The sequence below is a fragment of the Bradyrhizobium canariense genome (assembly GCF_019402665.1).
Lineage (GTDB): Bacteria > Pseudomonadota > Alphaproteobacteria > Rhizobiales > Xanthobacteraceae > Bradyrhizobium > Bradyrhizobium canariense.
Genome location: NZ_VSST01000015.1, coordinates 137,472 through 160,152, shown reverse-complemented (window position 1 = coordinate 160,152; position 22,681 = coordinate 137,472). Strand labels below are relative to the sequence as shown.

Below are 22,681 nucleotides of genomic sequence, written 5' to 3'. Positions count from 1 at the left end.
TTGTTTCCAAATCGTAGACATAGACGTCATATTTGCATGGATTGTCTCCAATCCAAAGCGGAACGATATTTCCGGTCAGAGCAAGACCGCTCCCCAAGTTCTGGAGGACGACCATGTCTGGACTGCACCATGTGACCGCGATCGCGGGCGATCCCATCAGGAATTTCGGCTTTTACACCCGTGATCTCGGCCTGCGCTTCGTCAAGAAGACGGTCAATTTCGACGATCCCGGCACCTATCATTTCTATTATGGCGACGAGACCGGCCGCCCCGGCACCATCCTGACCTTCTTCCCCTGGGCCGGTGTGCCGGCCGGGCGGCGCGGCGTCGGCGAGACCCACCAGACTGCCTTTCGCGTGCCGCAACGCTCGCTCGGCTATTGGACGCAGCGCTTCGTCGAGAAGGGCATCGCTTACGAGGCGCTGGAGAAGCGCTTTGGCGAATCCGTGCTGCCGTTCACGGACCCCGATGGCATGGCACTCGCGCTCGTGGGCATTCCCGGTGCCGAGAGCGAGCCCGGCTGGAGCAATGGCGACGTCCCCGCCGAGCATGCGATCCGCGGCTTCCACGGCGTGACCTTGCTGCTCGACAGCGCGGCAAAGACGGCGGCCGTCCTCACCGACGTGTTCGGCTTCAAGGAGACGGCGCGCGAAGGCTCGGTGATCCGCTTCAAGGCGCCGGGCGACGTCGAAGGCAGCGTCGTCGACATCTACGAGGCCAAGGGCTTTTTGCGCGGGCACCAAGGTGGCGGCTCCGTGCATCACATCGCCTTCCGCGCGGCCGACGATGCCGAGCAGGGCAAGATGGCGCAAAGGCTCGTGAGCAATCACGGCCTGCATCCGACCGAGCAGAGGGACCGCAACTACTTCCGCTCCATCTACTTCCGCGAGCCTGGCGGCGTGCTGTTCGAGATCGCGACCGATATCCCCGGCTTCGCCGTCGACGAGCCCGTCGCGACGCTGGGACGCGACCTGAAGCTGCCGAGCTTCCTCGAAGCGCAGCGCAAGCAGATCGAGGGTGTTCTGCCCAATTTGGAAGAGAGGGTGTCGTGACCGAGAATTCATTCGTCCATCGCTTCGAGCCCGCGACCGGCGCGGGCTCCCCTCCGCTCCTGCTGCTGCACGGCACCGGCGGCGACGAGAACGATCTGCTCGGGCTCGGCAAGATGATCTCGCCCGGCTCGGACCTGCTCTCGCCGCGCGGCCGCGTGCTCGAGCACGGCATGCCGCGCTTCTTCCGCCGCCTTGCCGAGGGCGTGTTCGACGAGGACGACGTGCGCCGCCGCGCGCACGAACTCGGCGGCTTCGTCGCGGAGGCGCGGCAGCGATATGGCCTCGCCGCGCCGGTCGCGGTCGGCTTCTCCAACGGCGCCAACATCGCAGCCGCGCTGTTGCTGTTGAAGCCGGACGTGCTGGCAGGCGCGATTCTGCTGCGCGCCATGGTGCCGCTGTCGGATCCGCCGAAGGCCGAGCTTGGCGGCAAGCCCGTCCTGCTTCTGTCAGGGCAGGCTGATCCGATCGTTCCGGCGAACAATTCGGCGAAGCTTGCCTCGCTGTTGTCGGAAGCCGGAGCGCGGGTCGAACACAAAGTGTTGCCGGCAGGCCATCAATTGTCGCAAGCCGATTTGACGCTCGCCCGCGACTGGATCGGCACATTCGCCGCCGAAGTCGTCTGATCCCGAAGAGCGGCGCATCGTTGTCGAACGGTGCGCCGCTATTTCATTCGAACCAGCCGCGCCGCTTGAACCAGATCAGCGGCAGCACGCCGCTGGCAATGATGGCAAGCCAGGCCAGCGGATAGCCGAACGTCCAGTCCAGCTCCGGCATGTGCTTGAAGTTCATGCCCCAGATGCCGACCAGGATCGTGGGCGGCACGCCCACGACCGAGACGATCGTCAGGATCTTGAACAGCTCGTTCTGCTGGATGTTGATAAAGCCGAGCACCGCATCGAGCAGAAGCTGGATCTTGTCCGACAATCGCGTCTCGTAATCGCCGAGCGAAGCGACATCCTTCGAGACGGCCTCGAGACGCTTTTTCGACGCGGGCGTGATCCACTCGCTCCCGACATCGCCGGCAAACGAGGCGACGCGGCCGACGCCAAGCAGGACATCGCGCGCCTTGGCGAGCCGATCGGCCAGCTCTCCGATGTTCTCCAGCGCCTCGCGCATCCGCCGGCTGGAGCGGACCGGCCGCTTGGTGCGGACGAGCCCGCCCTTGAAGACGCCCCGCGAGAGCCTGTCGACCTTCGCGCCGAGATGCTCAAGAACATCGGCCCCGCGGTCGACCATGGCCTCGACCAGGCTGGTGAACACGCACATGCCGTTCTCCAGGCTGTCATCGGAACCGATACGCTTGCCGATGTCGTCGAAGATCGGCAACTGCGCGAAGCGCACCGTCACCAGCACGCGCGGGCCGATGACGAATCCCACCGGCGTGATCTCGGCCTCGCTGTCCTCGTTGAGCCGGACCGCCGGCGAGCTGAGATAGAGCGTGCCGTTGTCGAGGATCAGGCGGCTCGACGCTTCGATCTCGCTGAGCGAATCCTCGGACGGAACGCGTATCCCGAGCAATCGTTCGACGAACTGCTTTTCCTCAGCGGTCGCGTCCAAAAGATCAGCCCAGATGATCTCGGACGGCATCTCCGCGCCGATCTTCTGCCAGTCGTCGGATGGCCACCTGTACAGCTTGAGCAAGAATCGAACTCCGCATACCCTCGCGCCGGATCGCACGGCCTGCGGCCATCCTGCGCCGAGCTAACGCATGAGGGTTCCGAACGTTCAAAGTCGGGGGGAGCATCGGGCCGGCGCAATCAAACCAAGCGGCCGCGGCCTTCTTCGATCATGCCATCATGCCAGTGTTTTGCCCGACGCGTCAACGGCATCGCCGCAAACCATTTCAATTCGCGTGACGCGCAAGCCATTGAAATGACTATCCCCGGCTACTGTGCATGGGGTTGTTTTTCAGGTTTTTGTTTGGACCGGTCTCGTGACGATCTCGTCCTTTGGGAGAGATCGTCACCGAAATCGCGCAATCGACCTGCGCGACGCTACTCCCACCTCCATGTCGAGAAATCGTTCTCGAACTGCGGGACTTCCTTCCAGACGCCTTTCAGCTTCTTGCTGACGACGGTGGGCCATTGCGGCTGGAACAGGTAGGCGGAGGCTGCGTCGGTTGCCAGCATACGCTGGGCGTCGCCGAGAAGCCTGGCACGCGCCGTGTCGTCCGGCGTTGACACGATCTGCTTGTACAATGCGTTGAAGGCCTCGTTGTTGTAGCCGAGATAGTAGTCCGGCTCGGTGACCTTGACGAGGTCGAAGGGCTCGACGTGGCTGACGATGGTGAGGTCGAAATTATGCGGGCCGTTGGGCGCGAACACCTGCGACAGCCATTGCGCCCATTCCACGTTCTCGATCTTGGCGATGATGCCGACCTTGGCGAGCTGGGCCGCGACAATCTCGCCGCCTTGCCGCGCATAGGGCGGCGGCGGCAGCTTCAGCGACAGCTCGAGCGGCGCGGTGATTCCAGCCTCGGCGAGCAGCTTCTTGGACTTTTCGGGATCGTAAGGGTTGATGCCGGTGGTATCGACATAGCCGAGCGATCCCGGCGTGTAGAAGCTGCCGATCGGCGTGCCGAATCCTTCGACGGCACCCTCGATGATCGCCTTGCGGTCGATCGCGGCGAGAATCGCGCGGCGAACGCGGACGTCGTCGAGCGGCTTCTTCCGATGGTTGATGGCGACAATGGTCTTGGCCTTGGAGCCGCCGATCAGCACCGTGAAGCGCGGGTCGGCCTTGAACTGGGCAACGACGCGAGTCGCGATGCGCGGAAAAGCGTCTACGTCGCCCGAGAGCAGCGCCGCGGCCTGAGCCGCGGGATCGGAAATGAAACGGATCGTCACCTTGGAGAGCTTGATCGCGGATGCGTTGCGATAGTCGGCCCATTTGTTCAGGGTCATCGACGACCCCTTGGCCCAGGCGCCGAACTGGTAAGGTCCGGTCCCGACCGGCTGCGTGACATTGGTTGGCGCGCTTTTCGGCTCGACGATCGAGGCGCTTGCCTGCCCCATCAAGAACGGGAAGTTCGGCTCGGGGTTTTTCAGGGTGATCACGACCGTGTCGGCGTCGGGCGCGGCAACGGACTCGAAGCTCTGGAACAGGCTCTTGTCCTTGTTGGTGCTGGTGGCGACAGCATTGCGCTCGAACGAGAACTTCACCGCGGCCGAGTCGAACGGCTCGCCATTGTGGAATTTGACGCCCTTGCGCAGCTTGAACGTATAGGTCTTCAGATCGGGCGAGGCCGTCCAGCTCTCCGCCAGCAATGGCGAGGTCGAGCCGTCTTCGTTGATCTTGGTCAGCGTCTCGTAGATGTTGTAGAGCGTGACTTCGGCGATCGCCGATGCGGCGGCGTTGGTCGGATCGAGCCCGGGGGGCTCCAGCGTCATGCCCATGACGACGCTGTCCTTCTTGCCTTGCGCCAGTACCGGCAACGGTGCCGCAGCAAACGCAGCGGCACATGCAACGACGAATAATTTCCTGAACATGCGTAACTCCCGGGCCTTCTGTTGTCCCAACCTACGCCAATCCCGGCGCGGACGCTAACCTTCGACGGGCAATTGCGGCAACGCCATCACGGCTTCCGCCTTGTGACAGGCGGCCAGATGCGTCTCGCCCACCTTGCGTAGCTCAGGCAGAACCTCGCGGCAATGCTGATCGGCCAGCGCGCATCGCGAGACATAGGGACACCCGGTCGCGACCGCCGATTGCGAGGCAATCGCCTGGGCCCCGCGCCGGCGCCGGCCGCCGCCGGCGCGCACCCGCGGCACGGCATCCAGTAGCGCTCGCGTGTAGGGATGGGCGCAGCGCTCGAACAAATCCTCCGGCCGCCCCTGCTCGACGACACGGCCGAGATACATCACCGCGACCTCGTCGCAGAGATAGTCGACGACGGCGAGATCGTGGCTGATCAGGACGTAACTGAGACCGAACTGCTCCTGGAGGTCCTGCATCAGGTTCAAGACTTGCGCCTGCACGGAGACGTCGAGCGCGGAGACCGGCTCGTCGGCGACGATCAGCTTCGGCTGGGTGATCAGCGCGCGCGCAATAGCGATGCGCTGGCGCTGGCCGCCGGAGAATTCGTGCGGATATTTCTCCGTATCGGCATCGCGCAGGCCCACCTGCCGCAGCACCGCGGAGACGCGGGCACGTAGCGTCGTACGATCAATCCCCTCCAACACGGTGAGCGGTTCGGCGACGATACGCGCGATGGTCTGGCGTGGGTCGAGCGATCCGTAGGGATCCTGGAACACCATCTGGAAATCGCGGCGGGCGCGGCGCAATTCGTCGGCGGAGATGCGGTTGAGGTCGCGGCCGAGCAGCGCGACCTGCCCCGATGTCGGCCGCTCCAGCGCCATCACCACTCGCGCGAAAGTCGACTTGCCGGAGCCGGATTCGCCGACGATGCCGAGGCTCTTGCCGGCGTCGACCCGCACGCTGACGCCGTTGAGCGCGCGCACCTGCCCCGGCGGGCGGAACACGCTTTCGCGCGGCAGCGTGTAGCGCTGCTCGAGGTCCTTCACGTCGAGAAGAGGCGCCGTGCTCATGCGGTCAGCGCTCCGACGCGTTCAGCCATGGACACGTCGGTCCGGATGCAGCGCACGAAATGGCCGGGTCCGACGTCCACCATCGGTGGAAGCGCGGCCCGGCACTGCTCGATCACGAGCGGACACCGATCGGCGAAGGTGCAACCGGACGGCAGATCAGCGAGCTCCGGGACCGTGCCCGATATCGTCGTCAGCCGCGTCCCCTTGCGTGCGCCGAGTTTCGGCCGGGCGCGGAACAGGCCCTGCGTGTACGGATGTCCCATCCGGCGGAACACCTCGTCGGTCGGTCCGCTCTCGATGATCGTGCCGCCGTACATCACCATCATGCGTTGCACGTTCTCGGCGATGACGCCGAGATCGTGCGAGATCAGGATCATCGACATGCCGCGCTCCTCGACCAGATCGGCGATCAGGTCGAGGATCTGGCCCTGAATGGTGACGTCGAGCGCCGTGGTCGGCTCGTCCGCGATCAGAAGGTCCGGCTCGCAGGCGAGCGCCATCGCAATCGTGACGCGTTGACGCTGGCCGCCGGAGAACTGGTGCGGATAGGCATCGACGCGCCTCGCCGGATCGGGCAGCCCGACGCGGTCGAGCAAGGCGATCGTTTCTCGCCGCGCCTGCGATGCCGAGTATTTCTTGTGACGCCGCAGCGGCTCGGCGACCTGATGGCCGATCGTGTGCATCGGATTGAGCGCGGTCATCGGCTCCTGGAAGATCATGCTGATGCGATTTCCGCGCAGCCGACAATAATCCGCGTCCGACAAACCAGCGAGTTCGCCACCATCCAGCTTGATGCTGCCGGTGACGACGGCGCTGTCCGGCAGCAGCCCCATCAGCGACAACGCCGTCACCGACTTGCCGCAGCCGGATTCGCCGACGAGCCCGAGCGTCTCGCCGCGCTTCAGGGCAAAGCTGACGCCGCGCACAGCCTGGGCCGGCCCGCGGCTGGTGTTGAGGCGCACGCCCAGGTTCGCAACCTCGATCAGCGGCATGGTCGAGCGCTCACCCATCCTCATCGCTCCCGCGCCAATCGAGGGTCGAGCAGATCGCGCAGTCCGTCGCCGAGCAGATTGAGGCCGAGCACCGCGATTGCAATCGCAGCGCCCGGATAGACCGCGAGCATCGGCGACTGGAACAGCAGCGTCTGCGCGTCGTTCAGCATCCGTCCCCAAGACGGCTGCGGCGGCTGCGTGCCGAGACCGAGATAGGACAAGGCGGCTTCGGCAAGAATCGCGAGCGCAAACTGGATCGTCGCTTGCACGATCAGGATCGACAGGATGTTGGGCAGCACGTGCTCGATGGTGATGCGAAACTTGCCCTTGCCTGCCGCGCGCGCGGCCAGCACGAATTCGCGCGCCCAGATCGCGTTGGCCGAGCCGCGCGTCAGCCGGATCAGCGTCGGGATCTGGAAGATGCCGATGGCGACGATCGAGGTCACCATGCCCGGCCCCGCGACCGCGGCGAGCATGATCGCGGAGAGCACGGCCGGAAAGGCGAAGGTGAAATCGGAGAAGCGCATGATGATTTCTTCGGTCCAGCCCCGCCTGGCCGACGCGATCAGACCGAGACAGACGCCGAAGGTGAGGCCGATGCTGACCGCGATGATGCCGACCATGATGGTGGAGCGGGCGCCGGCCAGCAGCAGCGAGACGATGTCGCGGCCGAAGACGTCGGTGCCGAGCCAGTGCGCGGCCGAGGGCGGCCGGAGCTTTGCGGCGATGTCGATCTCATAGGGCGACCAAGGCGTCCACAGCAGCGACAGCAGCGCCGAGGCGAGAACCAGCAGGCTCAGCGCGCCGCCGAGCACGAAGCTGCGATGACGCAGCGCGCGGCGCCAGAAGGTCCGGGCCGGCAGAGGGCGCGCTGTGGCCGGCGCATCGACGAGGGTGGTCAGCGGCGCGCTCACAGATCGTGGACCTTGATGCGGGGATCGACGAAGGCATAGAGCACGTCGACCACGAAATTGACGATGACGACCATGGTCGCGAGCAGCATCACGCAGTTGCGCACCACGATGAGGTCGCGGTTGGCGATCGACTGGAAGATCAGGCGGCCGAGGCCCGGCAGATAGAACACGTTCTCGATCACGATGGTGCCGGCGAGCAGATTGGCGAATTGCAGGCCCATCACCGTCATCACGGGAATCATGGCATTGCGCAGCACGTGCTTCCACAGCACCTCGCGCTTGCCGAGCCCTTTTGCGCGCGCCGTGCGGACGAAATCCTCGCGCAGCACTTCCAGCACCGCCGAGCGCGTGACGCGTGCGAGGATCGCGGCCTGCACCACCGCGAGCGATACCGCCGGCAGCAGCAGCGACTTGATCCCGATCCAGATGCCGTCCTCCCAACCGGGAAAGCCGCCCGCGGACAGCCATTGCAGCCGCACCGAAAACAACAGCACCAGCAGGATCGCGAACCAGAAATTCGGCAGCGCGATGCCAACCTGCGTCAGTGACATCACGCCGACGTCGCCGAGCTTGTTGTGGTTGGCGGCGGTGTAGATGCCGGCCGACAGCGCCAGCGTCACCGTGATCAGCATGGACATCATCGCGAGCGGAATGGTCAGCACCAGCCGTTCCGCGATCAGGCTTGCGACCGGCGTGCCGTAGACATAGGAGTTGCCGAGATCGCCGACGAGCAGCCCCTTGATCCATTGCAGATAGCGAACCGCCAGCGGCTGGTCGAGCCCAAGCTTGACCGTGAGCGCGCGGACCGCATCTGGCGAGGCGTCGGCGCCCATCAGCATCTGCGCGGCGTTGCCCGGAAGCGCATCCAGCACCAGGAAAATGATCACGGACGCGCCGACCAGTGTCGCCAGCAAGGTCAGCAGACGTCGGAGGACAAATACGCTCATGCGCGCTCGGATTCAGGGCTCATCCGCAGCACGATCAACATGTCCGGGCATCGGAGGCAAGTGCTTTGCGAACAAGTCCTTTGCATGTCCCTCTCCTCAAGCCGGCCAGCGGGACAGGAGGTCATGCGAGGCTTCGAACAACGCGCTCGCGCGCAGCAAGTCAGCATCGCTGCGGAAGCGGCCCACGAGTTGCAAGCCGATCGGCAGGCCGTCGCGGCCAAAGCCGCAGGGCAGACTGATCGCGGGGTGTCCGGTCATGTTGAACGGCATGGTCCAGGGAAACCAGTGCGGCCGGACGCTGTCAAAGTGCTTGCCGTCGATCTCGATGGTGCCGAATAGATCCTGATCGATCGGCAGGGCGGTCCGGGTGATGGTCGGCATCGCCAGCAAATGCCCGCGCGCAAGCAGGGATTGCACCCGGCGGAACAGCGCCGTGCGGGCGAACATCGCCTCCTGATAGGCGACGCCGCTGACGTCGGTGGCAAGCGCGAGCTGCTTGAGGAAGGCCTCGCTCAGCGCGTCCTCATGCTCGGCCGCGAGTTTTGCAAAGCGCGTCCGCCAGACGGTGTGATTGATGGCGCGCCAGATCGGCTCGATGTCGAACCCCTCGCCGGAGAATTCCTCGAGCTCGGCGCCGAGCCCTGCCAACCGATCGAGGCTCACCTTGAAGCCGGCTGCGACGTCGGCAGAGACAGGGCGTCCGGGCGGCGACAGGCAGTACAGGATTTTCTGACCACGCAGATCACCGCGCGGGGCGGGCGTGCCGATGAAGTCGGGCACGGGAACGCCGATCGACCAGGGATCGCAAGAATCCTCGCCGGCCATCACCTGCATCATCAGCGCGGTGTCGGCGACGGTCCGAGTCATTGGTGTGACATAGGTCTGGTTGCCGAACACGTCCAGCGCCTGGCTATGCGGGATGACGCCGTTGCTCTGCTTCAGCCCGACAACGCCGTTGCAGGCGGCGGGAATTCGCGTCGAGCCGCCGCCATCGGTCGCGATCGCCAGCGGCGCGATGCCGCTCGCCACCGCCACCGCCGCGCCGCCGCTGGAGCCGCCGGAGGAACGCTCGGCACTCCACGCATTGCGGGTGCGGCCGAACAGCGGCGAGTCGGTCAGGCATTTGCTGCCGAATTCGGGCGTCGTGGTCTTGCCGATCAGGATGGCGCCTTCCGCGCGGAGCCGCGCGACCGCGACAGCGTCCTCGGTCGGCACGTTATCCTTGTAGGGAATGGCGCCGAAACTGGTCTTCACGCCCTTGGTGTTGACAATGTCCTTGACGGTGACGGGGATGCCGTGCAGCAGGCCGAGCGGCCCGCCGGCCATCAGCTTGCGCTCGGCCTCGCGCGCGGCGGCAAGCGCCTCGTCGCCGCAGATCGTGATGAAGCAGTTCAGCTCAGGCTGGAGCGCTTCGGCGCGGGCGAGCACCGCGCGGGTGAGCTCGACGGGCGAGATCTGCTTTGTCGCGATGAGGCCGCGCAGCACGGTTGCGGACAGCAGGCAGGGATCACCGTTCATCGTCACTTCGCTCCGAACCCGGCCGCCGGTGGCCGATAGCATTGACAGCCAGGATGACAGTTTTGTTAACTCGCCGCCAATACGATTTTGAACACCAACCCATACGTTTACGGTATGCCAATGGATCTTCGCCGGCTCCGCTATTTCGTCGCCGTCGCCGAGGCGCGCAGCGTCGGCAAGGCCGCCGAGCGGCTGCGGATGGCGCAGCCGCCGCTCTCGGTCCAGATCCGCAAGCTGGAGGCCGAGGTCGGCGCGCCGCTGTTCCGCCGCGGCACGCGCGGCATGGATTTGACCGAAGCGGGCCAGGCGCTGCTAGCGCGCGCCGGCGAGGCGCTGGCGCTGGCGGCTGACGGCATCGAGGCCGCGCGCGCGGTCGCGGCCGGCAGCCGTGGTCGGCTGTCCGTCGGCTACATGTTCGTGCTGGCGAACGCGATGCTGCCGCGTCTCATCCCCGAGCTCCGGCGATGCATTCCCGGCATCGATCTCGATTTCGCCGAGCTCAGTGCTTCGACCCGCGAGGCGCGGCTGCTCGACCGCAGCGTCACCGTCGCGATCTGCATGCCAGCCATCAACCACCCCGAGATCCAGGTGGCCCGGATCGGCGCGCAGCCGTTCATGCTGGCGGTGCCAAACCGTTCGCCGCTTGCGCGCCTGAGCGCGGTGCCAATGACACGACTGCAGGGCCGTCCGCTGATCGCGCTGCCGCCGCCGGAGCGGGACCCCTCCTCTTCCGCGGTCGCGGCCCTGCTGCGGCGGCATCAGATCGTGATGCCGATTGCGAGCCGGGTGGAGACGGTACATTCGGCGATGAGCCTGGTTCTCGCCGGTGAAGGCCTCGCCATCCTGCCCGCCTGCGCCCAGCTCGGGGCGCCGCGCGGGGTCGTGTTCCGGCCGCTGCGGGACGCAAGCGATTCCATCGACATCGCGGTCTGCTGGCGGCGCGACTCCCAGACTCCGCTGATCCGCACTTTTCTGAAATGCGCCGAGAAGGCTGTCGCTCGGCTGTGAGGCGTGCTTCCCCTCTCCCCTTGTTGTGGGAGAGGGTGGCTCGCCGCGTAGCGGCGAGACGGGTGAGGGGTTCTCTCCGCGCGTGACCTCATGCTTGTGAATTCGCGGAAGCAACCCCTCATCCGGCGCTTCGCGCCACCTTCTCCCACAAGGGGAGAAGGAAAAAGCGAATTACCAGCTCCAACTGATCTCGTGGCTCCAGGGCGGATCGGCGCCCGGACGGGTGCAGGTCAGCCCAGCGCAATTGGCGGCAAAGGACAGCGCGCGGCGGAGCTCGTCCTCGCCGATATCCTTTAGTTGCTGTCGGGCGAGACGTCCCTGCTTGTGCAGGGCGAACAACAACGCCGCCTGAAAACTGTCACCCGCGCCGATGGTGTCGGCGACCACGACCTTGGGGGCGGCGACCTCGATCTGCCCTGCCCCCGCATGCCACGCGAGCGCACCGTTGTCGCCACGGGTGATGACGACGAGGCTCGCGCCGCGTGCGAGCAGCGTGCTCGCACGCTGGTGATACGGCTCCTCGGCGAACAGATAGGTAAAGTCGACGTCCGACATCTTGATGAGATCGGCGCTGGCCGCAAACTCGGCCATGCGCGCGAGATAAGCCGGCTTGTCCTTCACGAGGTTGGGCCGGCAATTCGGATCAAAGGAGATTGTCGAGGACGCTCGTGCGTCCGCGATCAGGGTCCTGGTCTCGGTCGCGCCCCGGTCGTTGACCAGTGTGGTCGAGCCGACATGGAGGGCTTCAACAGTATCGAACGGAATGGAGCCGCGCCGGTAGGTCCAGTTCCGCGTCGCGGTCTCGGCGTCGTAGAAGGCGTAATGCGACTCGCCGGCGACGATGCGAACGAAGGCGAGCGTGGTCTGGTGTTCGCTGCGGGTGGCGAGCGCGAGCTCGACATTGGATGCAGCGGCGTGGTCGGCGATCATGCGCCCGAACAGGTCGGTCGAGATGCCGCCGACAAAGCCGGCCGGCGCGCCCAGGCGCGCCATGCCGATCGCGACGTTGAGGCAGGAGCCGCCGACGGCCGGCATCACCGCTTCGCGCCCGTCGGTGTTTCGCGTCGGGACGAAATCGATCAGCGCATCGCCGCATGAAATCAGCATCCGTTTTCAAACTCCCACTCGCATCGCGGCGCGGCTGCCGCGATCGACCTCGCGCAGCAATCTGTAGACCCCGCGTTTGCGGGCGTGGAAGGCGGCGATGTCGGGCGTGGTCGGCTCGCTCTTCCGTCCCAGCGCCGACATCTTTGCCATGGTCTCCCCGATCGAGGCATAGGCGCCGCCGGCGACGGCGCCAAGCATGGCGGCACCGAGCAGCACCGGCTCCGTGGTCTGCGGCAGCGCCACGGTAAGGCCAGTCGTATCGGCCATGATCTGCCGCACCAGCGGGCTGCGGCTGGCGCCGCCGCCCATGATCATGATGCTGGAGTGGACGCCATGCGCGGCAAAGGCCTCGATCACCTCGGCAAGCCCATAGGCGAGCCCGCACAGACCGGCGACGAACAGCCGTTCCATCGAGGCGATGCCGGTGTCGAGATCGAGGCCTGCGATCACCGCGCGCGTGTCAGGGTCGGCGTAGGGCGAGCGGTTGCCGATGAACTCAGGAAGCACATGGACGTCGCGGGCCAGCAGCGCGGCGCGGCTGGCGCCGCCTGCGCGTGCGATGATGCGGCGCTCGAGAAACTCGATGAGGTCGAGGCCCTCCCTGCGCGCCGCCGCGCTCGCTTCGGCGTGGCCGGGATGCGATTTGAGAAGATGGTCGATCGCAGCGCCCGCAGCGGACTGCCCGCCCTCGTTAAGCCAGAAATTCGGCACCATGCCGGAGTAATAAGGACCCCACACGCCCGGCACGAAGCACGGCTCCTTGGTCGTCGCCATGATGCAGGCCGACGTTCCCATGATGTAGGCAAGGCGGTCGGAGACATCTGTGGCGCCGTCCGACTCATCTCGGCCGCCGATTGCGCCGATGCCGCCGGCGTGGGCATCGATCAGGGACGCTCCGACCGGCGTGCTCGGTGACAAGCCAAGATCGGCAGCTGCCGTACCGGTTAGACCGGCGCCGAGCCGCGTGCCGGGCGCGACAATCTCGGTCCCGATGCGGGCGTATTTCTCGTTGACGAAGTCCGACAGGCCGATGCGCTTGAAGAATGGCGCGCTCCAGCCGCCGCCGTCATGGGCGAGATAGTTCCATTTGCAAGTGACCGTGCAGGTCGAGCGTTGCAACGAGCCAGTGGCGCGCCAGGTCAGGTAATCCGCCAGATCGAAGAAGTGCCCTGCGGTGTCGAAGCTCACGCGCATATGCCGCTTCAGCCACAGCAGTTTCGGCATCTCCATCTCGGGCGAGATCGAGCCGCCGACATAGCGCAGCACGGCATCACCGGTTTCGTTGATCAGTCGCGCCTCGGCCGTTGCGCGGTGATCCATCCAGACGATGACGTTTCGCTGCCTGTCGCCGGAGGCGCTGATGGTGAGCGGCTCGCCTTGCCGGTCGAGCACCACGAGGGAGCAGGTGGCATCGAAACCGATACCGCCGACGCTGTCGGGCGCGATTGTAGCTTCCGCCATCGCGGCCCGTACCGACGCCGTGCAAGCGTCCCAGATATCCTGGGACGACTGCTCGACGACATCGCCGGCCTCATGCCAGATCCTGATCGGATGTTTGGCCGTCGCCAGCAAGGTGCCCGCCTCGTCGAACACCCCTGCCCGCGTGCTATTGGTCCCTACATCGACGCCGATATACGCTCGCGGCATTGTCGCCCCCGGAAGCTCTCGTCAATTTTGACGCAAGCCTACCAGCAAGTGTAGCCGCCATCCACCAGCACGATGCTGCCGGTCATCAGACTCGCGGCCTCCGAGGCAAGGAACAGCACGACCGAGGCGATCTCCTCGACCTGCCCCATCCGTGCCATCGGGGTTCCACCGATCCAGGCATCGTACATTCTCGGATTGCTCTTCACGAAGGCGTTGAGCGGCGTCTCGATATAGGTCGGCGCGACCGCATTGACGCGGATGCCGCGCGCCCCCCATTCGGCGGCGAGCGATTTCGTGAGATGGTGCACGCCGGCCTTCGACGCGTTGTAGAAGCACTGCTCCTGCGGCTTGTTAACGATGAATCCGGACATCGACCCGACATTGACGATGACACCGCTCCTGGCGTTGAGCATGTGCTTGCCGAACTCGCGGCAGCACCAGAAGGTGCCATTGAGATTGACGTCGATGACGTTGAGCCAGTGCTCGTCGGTCACGGTCTCCGCCGGCGTCTCGCTGCGGGCGATGCCGGCGTTGTTGACGAGGATGTCGACCTTGCCGTGGCGGGCAACGAGGTCGTTGGCCACTTCCGCCACGCGCTTGGTGTCGGTGACGTCCATAATCGCCGTCTCAGCGTCGTAGCCCTTCGCCTTCAGGCTGGCCTTCGCAGCGTCGGCGACCTTGCTGTCACGATCGCCGATGACGACCCTGGCGCCGGCTTCAGCCAGCGCTTCGGCGCAGGCGAGCCCAATGCCCTGCCCGCCGCCGGTGATGAACGCAGTCTTGCCGTTCAGCTTGAATTTTTCCAGGTACATTTTGGTCTTTCCGGTTTTCTTGCCGTTTCTTGTCAGCTTCGGATGGCGTTACCGCTCGCGTCGAAGCGATGGATGCGCGCGGGCTCCGGCACCAGCGATACATGGTCGCCGGCGTGCAGGCTCAATTCACCGATGTAGCGCGCCGTCAGCATGCCGAGCTGACCGGCATCGACATAAAGGAAGGTGTCGCTGCCGAGATGCTCGGCCACCGCGATCGTTCCCTGCCAGCCGCCGGCACCGTCGCGCTCGATCTTGAGATGCTCCGGCCGTACGCCGATCGTTGCCGCGCCCTTCTGCAAGGCGTGCTCGCCGGTGACGAAGTTCATCTTGGGCGAACCGATGAAGCCGGCGACGAAGAGGTTGGCCGGCTTCTCGTAGAGATCCAGCGGCGAGCCGTATTGCTCGATCTTGCCGCCGTTGAGCACGACGATCTTGTCGGCCATGGTCATGGCCTCGACCTGGTCGTGGGTGACATAGATCGCGGTGGTGCCGAGCTGCTTCTGGAGCCGCGTCACCTCGATCCGCATCTGCACGCGCAGCGCCGCGTCGAGATTGGAGAGCGGCTCGTCGAACAAAAACGCCTTGGGCTCGCGGACGATGGCACGCCCGATCGCGACGCGCTGGCGCTGGCCGCCGGAGAGCTCGCGCGGCTTGCGATCGAGATAAGGCGTGAGATTCAGTGTTGCGGCGGCGGCCTCGACTTTGCGGTTGATCTCGTCCTTGGCCAGCCCCGCCATCTTCAGGCCGAAGCCGATATTGCCGCGCACGCTCATATGCGGATAGAGCGCATAGGACTGGAACACCATCGAGAGCCCGCGCTTGGCCGGCGGCGTGTCGACCACGTTCTTGCCGTCGATCAGGATCTTGCCGCCGGAGACGTCCTCGAGCCCCGCGATCAGCCGCAAGAGCGTGGTCTTGCCGCAGCCCGATGGCCCCACGAACACCACGAACGACCCATCGGCGATCTCGAGGTCCGCCCCCTTGATGATGTGCACGGGGCCAAAGGATTTCTGCACATCCTGAAGTGTGATCTGACCCATGATCCGGCAGCCCTTCCTACTTTACCGCGCCAAAGGTGAGCCCGCGCACGAGCTGCTTCTGGCTGAACCAACCGAGGACGAGAATAGGCGCGATCGCCAACGTGGAAGCCGCCGACAGCTTTGCCCAAAATAGCCCTTCCGGGCTCGAATAGGACGCGATGAACGTGGTGAGCGGCGCAGCGTTCGAGGTCGACAGATTGAGCGTCCAGAACGCCTCGTTCCAGGCCAGGATCAGGTTCAGCAGCATGGTCGATGCGAGCCCCGGGATCGCCATCGGCGTCAGTACGTAAATCAGTTCCCGACCGATGGTAGCGCCGTCCATGCGCGCGGCTTCGAGGATGTCGCGCGGGATCTCCTTGAAATAGGTGAACAGCATCCAGATCACGATCGGCAAGTTTCCGAGGCACAGGATGAAGACGAGGCCGATGCGGGAATCGAGCAGGCCGAAGGACTTGTAGATCAGATAGATCGGCACCAGCACGCCGACCGGCGGCATCATCTTGGTCGAGAGCATCCAGAGCAGGATGTCCTTGGTGCGCTTCGTCGGCGAGAACGCCATCGACCAGGCGGCGGGGATCGCGATCAAAAGCGCAATGAGCGTCGAGCCGCCGGCGATGATGATCGAGTTCATCGCGTGGAGCAAATAGTCGCTGCGCTCCTGCACGGTCGCGTAGTTCTCCGTGGTCCAGTGGAAGAACAGGAAGGACGGCGGGATCGCGAAAGCCTCGAGCTCGGTCTTGAAGCTCGCCAGCACCATCCACAGGATCGGGAAGAAGATCAGGAAGCCGAAGAACCACGCCCCGATGGTCGAGACCACCACCCGCTGCCTCGTCGCCATCCGCGCCATGTCTCATGCCTCCAGGTTGCGACCGACGATACGGACGAGGAAAAAAGCAACGATGTTGGCGATCACGACAGCGACGAGGCCGCCCGCCGAAGCCGTGCCGACATCGTACTGGATCAGTGCCTGCGAATAGATCAGGAAGGCGATGTTGGTGGTCGACAGTCCCGGGCCGCCGCCCGTGGTGACGTAGATCTCGGCAAAGACGGTGAGCAGGAAGATCGTCTCGATCAGGATCACCACCGTGATGGGGCGCGCGAGGTGCGGCAGCGTGATGTAGATGAAGGTCGAGACCGCGCTGGCGCCGTCCATTTCGGCGGCTTCCTTCTGCTCCTCGTCGAGGGACTGCATCGCGGTGAGCAAAATCAGCGTCGCGAACGGCAGCCATTGCCATGACACGATCAGGATCACGGCGAGCAGCGGCGCGTCGGTGAACCAGTCGATCGGCGTCAAGCCGAACAGCGAGGCGATCCAGGCAAACAGCCCGGACACCGGATGCATCAGCAGGTTCTTCCAGACCAGCGCGCTCACCGTCGGCATCACGAAGAACGGCGCGATCACCATCAGCCGCACGATGTTGAGGCCGATCACGGGCTGGTCGAGCAACAGCGCCAGCGGAATTCCGAGCAGGACGGTCAGCGCCAGCACCGAGCCGACCAGCACCAGCGTGTTCTGGAGCGAGGCGAGGAAGGCGGGATCGGTGAGGAAGTAGCGGAAATTTTCCAGCCCGACGAACGATTCTGAGCCGGGATCGAGCAGACTGTAGTGCAGCGTCGAGAAATAGATCGTCAACGCGAGCGGGACGATCATCCAGATGAACAGCAGCCCGACCGCCGGCGTCAGGAGCGTCCGTGCGAGAAGCTGCGTCTGCCGGGTTGCCATTGTTGGCCTCTCCGCTTGCGGGAAGAAGGCGGCCATCCATCCTTAGCGGTGGATGGCCGCAAGTCTGAGCTCAGGAGGGAGAGATCGAGCTCACTTGATGTAACCCGCGCGCTTCATCTCGCGCTCGGTTGAAGATTGCGCAGCGGTGAGCGCGGCATCGACCGTCATCGATCCCGCAAGCGCGGCCGAGAATTGCTGGCCCACCTGCGTGCCGATGCCCTGGAATTCGGGGATCGCCGCATATTGCACGCCGACGTAGGGCACCGGCTTCACCGTCGGCTTGTTCGGATCGGCGGCGTCGATCGAGGCCAGCGTCAGCTTCGCGAACGGGGCGACCTTCAGATATTCAGGGTTTTGGTAGAGCGAGGTTCGGGTGCCCGGCGGCACGTTGGCCCAACCCTCCTTCGCAGCCACGACCTTGGTGTAGTCCTTGCTGGTGGCCCAGGCGATGAACTTCTCGGCGGCTTCCGCTTTCTTCGAGCCGGCGGGGATTGCGAGACTCCAGGCCCACAGCCAGTTGGCGTTCTTGCCGAGCCCGGTGTTGGGCGCCAGCGCGAAGCCGACCTTGTCGGCGACCTTGGAGTCCTTCGGATTGGTGACGAACGACGCCGCGACCGTGGCATCGATCCACATTGCGCACTTGCCGGCATTGAACAGCGCGAGGTTCTCGTTGAAGCCGTTCGAGCTCGCACCGGGAGGGCCGGCCTGCTTCATCAGGTCGACATAGGTCGTGAGCGTCGCCTTCCATTCCGGCGTATTGAACTGCGGCTGCCACTTCTCGTCGAACCAGCGCGCGCCGTAGGAATTGGCCATGGCGGAGAGGAACGCCATGTTCTCGCCCCAGCCGGCCTTGCCGCGCAGGCAGATGCCGTAGACGCCGGCGCTCTTGTCGGTGAGCTTCTTGGCAGCGTCGATGACGAAATCCCAGGTCGGATTTTCAGGCATCTTGAGGCCGGCCTTGTCGAACAGGTCGGTGCGGTACATCACCATCGAGCTCTCGCCGTAGAACGGCGCGGCGTAGAGCTTGCCGTCGACGGAGACCGCATCCTTGATCTTGGGCAGGAGGTCGGCGACGTCGTAGTCGGCGCCAAGATTGGCGAGCGGCACCAGCCAGCCCTTCTTGGCCCAGATCGGCACCTCGTAGGTGCCGATGGTGAGAACGTCGAACTGGCCGCCCTTGGTGGCGATGTCGGTGGTGACGCGCTGCCGCAGCACGTTCTCTTCCAGCGTCACCCATTTGACCGATATATCGGGGTTCTTCTTGGTGAATTCACCCGTCAGCCCCTGCATGCGGATCATGTCGCCGTTATTCACGGTGGCGATCGTCAGGGTGGTTTCGGCCATCGCGGGGACGGCCAACAACAGGCAAGACGCGCCACAGACGGCGCCGAGGACGTGTTTCACGGTGACCTCCCTAAGCTCGCGCTTTTGAGCATATGCCCACGCGTTGGGCGTATGTTCGACTGAGGGCGCGCCGTTGTCAAGCAGGCACAAAGATGTTCGCGCAACTTATGAGTGCTGCGATGCGGGAGGGGGTGGAAGCACGCGGCGTGAAAGTGGTGGCGTTGTTCGAAACAAGCGGCGCGGCTTGCTCGACCTCTCCCGCTTGCGGGAGAGGTCGTATCGCATCGCAGATGCGATACGGGTGAGGGCTTTCTCCTCTTGGGGAATCTTGCCGGCGGAGAGACCCTCTCCCCAGCCCTCTCCCGCAAGCGGGCGAGGGAGCGCAGTCCCGTTGCCGCGGCGACTTACGCCTCAGCGCTCCAGAATCGCCCTTGCGGTCGCCTCGTCCGTGATCAGGCCATTGATCAGCCGCCCATTCAGCGCCGCCGCGATCGCCGGCACCTTGGCGGCGCCGACGGCGGCGCCGATCGTGGTGGTCTTCGCCGGGACCTCCGGCGGGATGCTGGTCAGGCGCTTGTTGGTTCCGGCCTTCAGCAGCCGACCCTTGGAATCATAGGCCCAGCCGGTGATCTCGCCGATCGCCCCCTGCCGCATCATCTCGAACAACTCGTCGCGGGTCACGAAGCCGTCGATATGGACCTGCGCCTTCTGGTCCATCTGGCCGATGCCGACGAGGCGCAAATCCGCCTTGGCCGCGACCGCCTTGACCTTCGCGATCGGCTCGATCCGGACCATCTTGTTGCGCTCATCCTCGGACGACATCAGGAACGGTAGCGGCATCGGATAGTGCCGCGCACCGGTGCGGTCGGCGAGCCGGCCGACGGTGTCGTAGAAGCTCGCCGAACCGTCGGCGGAGATATTGCCGACCAGCGAGACGATCTGGTGGTTGGGCCGGTCGATCGGCGTGACGCGCTCGACCGCGGCGCGCACGGCGCGTCCCGTCCCGAGCGCGACGATGACGGGGGTCTCCGAACGCAGGGTGGAATCGAGCAGGTTGGCGCAGCGTTCGGCAATGCCCGCTGTGGCCTGCGGCGCGGCGGAATCCGCCGGCACCACCTCGCAATGGGTAAGCTCGAAACGCTCCTTCAGACGCGCCGCCAATTCCATGCATGCGGCGATGGGATGTTCGAGCCGGAAGGTGATGAGCCGTTCCGCGAGACACAGCGACACCAGCCGCTGCGCCGAGGCGCGCGACACCTGGAGCATCTTCGCGATCTCGTCCTGGGTGTGACCGGCAATGAAATAGAGCCAGCCGGCACGCGCGGCGTCATCGAGCCTGGACTTTTCATTCTCGGCGGCCATGGCAGGCGTCAGGCGTCCTTCCAGAAATCGATCATGCGCGCGAAGACCCGGTCGGCCCCCGCACCCGACAGTATAGCCTGCCCGTCGCGTCCGCGATAATGGCCGCCGCCGGCAAATCCCCAGACTGTCATGCCGGCCGCCTTGCCCGCCTGCACGCCGCTCGCACTGTCCTCGATCACCAGCGTGCGCGCAGGTTGCGCGCCCATCTGCTCGGCCGCGTAGAGAAAGAGATCGGGCGCCGGCTTGCCGTGCCTGACCATCTGCGCCGTGTAGATCCGGTCGCCGAAATGCGCCCGCAGGCCGGTGACGTCAAGGGAGAGCGCGACACGGTCGATGTCGCTGGACGACGCCACGCAGAATGGCGCCCGCAATTCCGATATCACGGCGGCCACACCCGCGATCGGCTGGAGTGATCCGGCGAACGTGCTCAACACATGCGACTTCAAGCGCGGCTGAAAGCCGTCCGGCACGACCTGCCCGAGATCCCGATAATGCTGCTCGACCGCCTTGGTGCTGCGTCCGAGAAAGAGCTCGAGCGCCTGCTCCTGGCTCAGCGCGATGCCGCATTCGTCCAGCACATCGGACAGGCACCGACAGCTCAGCAGCTCACTGTCGACCAGCACGCCGTCGCAGTCGAAGATGATCAGATCGGGTTTCGGCCGGCCCTGGTCCATCCCAGCATTCGATCATATACCCAATTGATGGGCAATAGCTCACCCAAGGCCGGAACGCCGCACCCTTTTCTGGATCAGTGCGCCACCTGCCGGTAGATCGCCGGCAGCGCCGCGGGCAGTCGGCGGATATTACCGACGATGGCGTAGCCGCCGCGCCCGAACAGCGTCGGGAAATAGGACTGCGCGGTTGCGTCCACCGTGACGCCGAAGGCGGCGATGCCGAGCCGGCGCGCCTCCTGCACCGATTTGCGGGTGTCCTCGACCGCGAAGCGGCCTTCGTAATGATCGACATCGTTCGGCTTGCCGTCGGTGAGGACGAGCAGCAGCTTCTTGCGCTGCGGCTGACGGGCGAGCTCGGCCGAGGCGTGGCGCACCGCCGCGCCAATCCGCGTGTAATAGCCGGGCTTCAGCGCGCCGATACGACGCGCCACTGCCGCGCTCATCGGCTCGCCGAAGGCTTTGACCGTTTCGAGCCGCACCCAGGACCGCCGGCGCGACGTGAAGGTCAGGATGCTGTGGTGGTCACCGCAGGCCGACAGGCCGTGCGCGAGCACGAGCAGCGCCTCCTTCTCGACATCGAGCACGCGATGGCCGTCGGCCCAGGCGTCCGTCGAGAGCGAGACGTCGACAAGCAGTGTGACGGCGAGATCGTGCCCCTGCGGGCGCATCGCGACATGGATGCGATCGAGACCGCCGCCGCTGCCGGCGCGAAGATCGCACCGCGCGCGCACGAGCGCGTCGAGGTCGAGGTCGTGTCCATCGGCCTGGGCGCGCATCAATTCGCGGCGCGGCCGCAAGATCTCGAAGCGCTGCCGTACCTGACGGATATGCCGGCGCATGGTCTCGTCGGGCGACCAGGTCTCTCCGGTCTCGGACGCGGCGTCCGCCAGCACGTGGCAGTGATCGGGCAGGTAGGAGCTGCTGCGGTAGTCCCATTCGGGATAGGTGAGATCTGCGTTCAATGGCGAGGCATCGAGAGCTTCCGGCGGCAGGTCGAGATCGAATTTGAGCCGGCTCGCCGGCTTGCCGCTGCGGCGGCTCAGCGTCATCTCCTCGAGATCGTCGGCGGCCTTCTGCGCGTCCTCGTCCTCGCTGTCGTCGGCCGGACGGTCGACATTGACCATCTCGGCCATCGCGAGGATCTTTTCGAAGCGGTTGAGCACGAAGGGATCGCGGCGGTTGGCGTTGTCCTCGCGCTCGCGCACGGCAAAGCGCTTGCGATTGTCCTGGGTCGCGGCCCCCGCGCCCGGCGCGCACGCGTCGTCGCCAGCATGCGCGGGCGAGAACTCGCGCGTCCAGCAATCGCCCCAGAGCGGACACGGCAGGACCGAGCGATAGTCCGGCGGCGCCTTGTCCGGCAGCGGACCTGTCCCCATCATCGCCGGCCACAGCCGGCCCGAAGGCACCTTTCCGGCCCCGAGCAAGGCGAGAGCGATCTGCTCGATCTCCTGCTCAAGACGCGGCAACGGACGTTGCGGCCGGGCTTCGGCAGTTGCGGCGGCGAGCCGCGCGTAATCGGCGGCGAGCCCGGGAAACTGCGTGAGCACGAAGACCGCCGTCTCGCTCGCCCGGCGCAAGACCAGAAGGTCCCGCCGCAGCGGATCATGCTCCGTGATCGTCTCGATCGGCGCGACCGCGAACCACGCCGCAAGCCAGCGATAGAGGCATGCGTTGAGGTCGCCGTCGGCAAATATCGCAATGCGGTCGGGGAAGAAGATGGTCGTGGCGTCGCGGCCCGGCTGTTCGAGACGTTCGTCTCCAAGGCCGATGCGTTGCCGCCAGCGGAGCCGATGGCTCGCCCTGCGTGCGCCTGCGCTCGCGATCTGAACACCCGTCTCGCCGCCAAGCGCACGGAACATCACCGCGAGCCGGCCTCTCACCTCCGCAAGCGCGACCGCGTGATCATCGTGAACCGGATAGCTCGCGGTGCCGCCGACCATCCGGTGCCAGGCGCGGCCGACCGTCTCCTCCAGTTCGAGGAAGTCGAGCATGGG

Annotated in this window: 20 protein-coding genes; 3 read left to right on the top strand and 17 right to left on the bottom strand. The window is 65.4% G+C overall.

Features of this window, described 5'->3' with window-relative positions; genetic code table 11:
• The first annotated feature begins 113 nt into the window (after window positions 1–113).
• Both FXB41_RS07570 and FXB41_RS07565 read left to right on the top strand, forming a co-directional pair.
• Window positions 114–1,052: a ring-cleaving dioxygenase gene (locus tag FXB41_RS07570; protein ID WP_219681000.1), complete on the top strand. Its 939-nt coding sequence runs from the start codon at window positions 114–116 to the stop codon at window positions 1,050–1,052.
• Window positions 1,049–1,675 carry an alpha/beta hydrolase gene (locus FXB41_RS07565; protein ID WP_219680996.1) on the top strand — a complete coding sequence of 209 codons (627 nt, stop codon included), beginning with the start codon at window positions 1,049–1,051 and terminating at the stop codon, window positions 1,673–1,675. The genes FXB41_RS07570 and FXB41_RS07565 overlap by 4 nt, the downstream gene beginning before the upstream one ends.
• A 43-nt stretch (window positions 1,676–1,718) precedes the next feature.
• Here FXB41_RS07565 and FXB41_RS07560 read toward each other — a convergent pair whose 3' ends face one another.
• The 7 genes from FXB41_RS07560 to FXB41_RS07530 form a co-directional block, all read right to left on the bottom strand.
• Window positions 1,719–2,693, bottom strand: coding sequence for a magnesium transporter CorA family protein (locus FXB41_RS07560; protein WP_219680993.1), 975 nt, complete (start codon window positions 2,691–2,693; stop codon window positions 1,719–1,721).
• A 353-nt stretch (window positions 2,694–3,046) separates the two neighbouring features.
• Window positions 3,047–4,540, bottom strand: a complete 1,494-nt coding sequence (locus tag FXB41_RS07555) for an ABC transporter substrate-binding protein (RefSeq protein ID WP_219680990.1) — start codon at window positions 4,538–4,540, stop codon at window positions 3,047–3,049.
• A gap of 54 nt (window positions 4,541–4,594) precedes the next feature.
• Window positions 4,595–5,599, bottom strand: coding sequence for an ABC transporter ATP-binding protein (locus tag FXB41_RS07550; protein ID WP_219680987.1), 1,005 nt, complete (start codon window positions 5,597–5,599; stop codon window positions 4,595–4,597).
• Complete coding sequence (locus FXB41_RS07545; protein ID WP_007593199.1) at window positions 5,596–6,609, bottom strand: ABC transporter ATP-binding protein; 1,014 nt, start codon at window positions 6,607–6,609, stop codon at window positions 5,596–5,598. Before FXB41_RS07545 ends, FXB41_RS07550 begins: the two co-directional genes overlap by 4 nt.
• A 2-nt stretch (window positions 6,610–6,611) precedes the next feature.
• Window positions 6,612–7,505 (bottom strand): ABC transporter permease, encoded by an 894-nt coding sequence (locus tag FXB41_RS07540; RefSeq protein WP_007593200.1) that lies wholly within the window; start codon window positions 7,503–7,505, stop codon window positions 6,612–6,614.
• The gene (locus FXB41_RS07535) at window positions 7,502–8,452 is read right to left on the bottom strand and encodes an ABC transporter permease (protein ID WP_219680984.1); all 951 of its coding nucleotides are present in this window, start codon (window positions 8,450–8,452) and stop codon (window positions 7,502–7,504) included. The genes FXB41_RS07540 and FXB41_RS07535 overlap by 4 nt, the downstream gene beginning before the upstream one ends.
• Before the next feature lie 96 nt (window positions 8,453–8,548).
• Window positions 8,549–9,970 carry an amidase gene (locus tag FXB41_RS07530; protein WP_219680981.1) on the bottom strand — a complete coding sequence of 474 codons (1,422 nt, stop codon included), beginning with the start codon at window positions 9,968–9,970 and terminating at the stop codon, window positions 8,549–8,551.
• A gap of 120 nt (window positions 9,971–10,090) precedes the next feature.
• Here FXB41_RS07530 and FXB41_RS07525 point away from each other — a divergent pair, with 120 nt between their 5' ends.
• Complete coding sequence (locus FXB41_RS07525; RefSeq protein WP_219680978.1) at window positions 10,091–10,978, top strand: LysR family transcriptional regulator; 888 nt, start codon at window positions 10,091–10,093, stop codon at window positions 10,976–10,978.
• A 171-nt stretch (window positions 10,979–11,149) separates the two neighbouring features.
• Here the strand turns inward: FXB41_RS07525 and FXB41_RS07520 are convergent, their stop codons facing one another.
• The 10 genes from FXB41_RS07520 to FXB41_RS07475 all read right to left on the bottom strand — a co-directional run bounded on the left by FXB41_RS07520 (window position 11,150) and on the right by FXB41_RS07475 (window position 22,678).
• Complete coding sequence (locus FXB41_RS07520) at window positions 11,150–12,085, bottom strand: carbohydrate kinase family protein (protein WP_219680976.1); 936 nt, start codon at window positions 12,083–12,085, stop codon at window positions 11,150–11,152.
• A 6-nt stretch (window positions 12,086–12,091) separates the two neighbouring features.
• A complete protein-coding gene (locus FXB41_RS07515; protein WP_219680974.1) occupies window positions 12,092–13,732 on the bottom strand; it encodes an FGGY-family carbohydrate kinase in 1,641 nt (546 codons plus the stop codon).
• A 38-nt stretch (window positions 13,733–13,770) separates the two neighbouring features.
• On the bottom strand, window positions 13,771–14,544 hold the full coding sequence (locus tag FXB41_RS07510; protein ID WP_219680972.1) for an SDR family NAD(P)-dependent oxidoreductase: 774 nt from the start codon (window positions 14,542–14,544) through the stop codon (window positions 13,771–13,773).
• 32 nt (window positions 14,545–14,576) lie between these two features.
• A complete protein-coding gene (locus tag FXB41_RS07505; protein WP_219680971.1) occupies window positions 14,577–15,584 on the bottom strand; it encodes an ABC transporter ATP-binding protein in 1,008 nt (335 codons plus the stop codon).
• 16 nt (window positions 15,585–15,600) lie between these two features.
• Window positions 15,601–16,431, bottom strand: a complete 831-nt coding sequence (locus tag FXB41_RS07500) for a carbohydrate ABC transporter permease (RefSeq protein ID WP_219680969.1) — start codon at window positions 16,429–16,431, stop codon at window positions 15,601–15,603.
• A gap of 3 nt (window positions 16,432–16,434) precedes the next feature.
• Entirely contained in the window at window positions 16,435–17,307 is an 873-nt protein-coding gene (locus FXB41_RS07495) for a carbohydrate ABC transporter permease (protein ID WP_219680968.1), read from the bottom strand.
• A gap of 90 nt (window positions 17,308–17,397) precedes the next feature.
• Window positions 17,398–18,711, bottom strand: a complete 1,314-nt coding sequence (locus tag FXB41_RS07490; RefSeq protein WP_219680967.1) for an ABC transporter substrate-binding protein — start codon at window positions 18,709–18,711, stop codon at window positions 17,398–17,400.
• A gap of 351 nt (window positions 18,712–19,062) precedes the next feature.
• Window positions 19,063–20,013, bottom strand: coding sequence for a sugar-binding transcriptional regulator (locus tag FXB41_RS07485; protein ID WP_219680965.1), 951 nt, complete (start codon window positions 20,011–20,013; stop codon window positions 19,063–19,065).
• An 8-nt stretch (window positions 20,014–20,021) separates the two neighbouring features.
• Entirely contained in the window at window positions 20,022–20,687 is a 666-nt protein-coding gene (locus FXB41_RS07480; RefSeq protein WP_219680962.1) for an HAD family hydrolase, read from the bottom strand.
• A gap of 74 nt (window positions 20,688–20,761) precedes the next feature.
• Entirely contained in the window at window positions 20,762–22,678 is a 1,917-nt protein-coding gene (locus FXB41_RS07475) for a nitric oxide reductase activation protein NorD (RefSeq protein WP_219680961.1), read from the bottom strand.
• Window positions 22,679–22,681: the final 3 nt, after the last annotated feature.